General features: G+C 66.0%; 1 protein-coding gene. It reads right to left on the reverse strand.

Annotated features, from left to right (window positions below; translation table 11 throughout):
• Nucleotides 1–862 precede the first annotated feature (862 nt).
• Nucleotides 863–1,390: DsrE/DsrF/DrsH-like family protein (locus ENSA5_RS28425; RefSeq protein WP_181198241.1), on the reverse strand; the 528-nt coding region annotated here is incomplete at its 5' end.

Raw genomic sequence — 1,390 nt, forward strand, 5'->3', positions numbered from 1 at the left:
AGGATTGTGGGACGGCGGGGAGCCCGGCGGGCTCCGGGGGTCCCTCGAAGCGAATTCACTCACCGAAGGCATGAGCTGTGTCGGTCTTCGGGTAGTCCGAGTGACCGGCAGCGCTTCGATTGGGAGGTATACGCCGTGAAAACTTCGCTCCGAGGGACCCCCGGAGCCCTCTTGCCGGGCTTTCATGTTGCAACCTGTGGCTCCGCTGCTGTCGTAGGAGGGCTCGGACTGAGAGGATTGTGGGACGGCGGGGAGCCCTCTTTGCCGGGGCATCGTGTTGCAACCTGTGGCTCCGCCGCTGTCGTAGGAGGGCTCGGACTGAGAGGATTGTGGGACGGCGGGGAGCCCGGCGGGCTCCGGGGGTCCCTCGAAGCGAATTCACTCACCGAAGGCATGAGCTGTGTCGGTCTTCGGGTAGTCCGAGTGACCGGCAGCGCTTCGATTGGGAGGCATACGCCGTGAAAACTTCGCTCCGAGGGACCCCCGGAGCCCTCTTGCCGGGCTTTCATGCTGCAACCTGTGGCTCCGCTGCTGTCGCAGGAGGGCTCGAGGGCTCGGACTGGGAGGATTGTGGGACGGCGGGGAGCCCTCTTGCCGGGCTTTCATGTTGCAACCTGTGGCTCCGCTGCTGTCGTAGGAGGGCTTGGACTGGGAGGATTGTGGGAGGGCGGGGGGCCCTCTTTGCCGGGGCATCGTGTTGCAACCTGTGGCTCCGCTGCTGTCGTAGGAGGGACGATCCCGCGTAGTGTTCGGGCAGGCGTCTCGAAGCACAGACCAGCCCAGGGAGGGAGCGAAGCGAGCGACCGGCCGCTTGCGGCCGTGGGTGGCAAGGTGCAGGACGCCCGGGGGGTCAAAGCCAAATCTAGAACACGAGGTTGATCGATGACTCGCGCGCGCGCTCGACGAAGGTTGCGACCCCGCCGAATTCGAGGTTCGGGTACGGATACAGGTCGCGCTTGGTGATGCCCATGACGGACATGGTCATCGTGCAGACGATGAACCCGACGCCCAGGTCCTGGGCGCTGCGCATCAGCTCGGGCAGGCCGAGGATGTTCTGCGAGCGCATGATCGAGGCCAGCATCTGCTTGCCGAGGCCACCGAAGTGGAGCTTGCCCAGCTTCTGGTGCGTCGGACCCTTGGGCATCATCCGTTTGACGAGCCGCTGGGAGAGCTTGAGCTTCTCGCGCGGCAGGGTCGGGTTGGGGTGGTCACCGCGGAGGAGGTTGAGGCCCCAGAAGGTGAAGAACAAGCTGGTCTGCATCCCTCGGGTCGCGGCGCCGTTGGCGACCAGCAAGGCCGCGAGCAGGGCCTCGTGATCGTTGTGCAGCACCAACAAGGTGCAGCGCTCGCGCCGAGCTGTCGGCGGCAGGGGGTCGGGCAGGGTCGAGGC

Origin of the sequence: Enhygromyxa salina (genome assembly GCF_002994615.1) — a bacterium.
Lineage (GTDB): Bacteria > Myxococcota_A > Polyangia > Nannocystales > Nannocystaceae > Plesiocystis > Plesiocystis salina_A.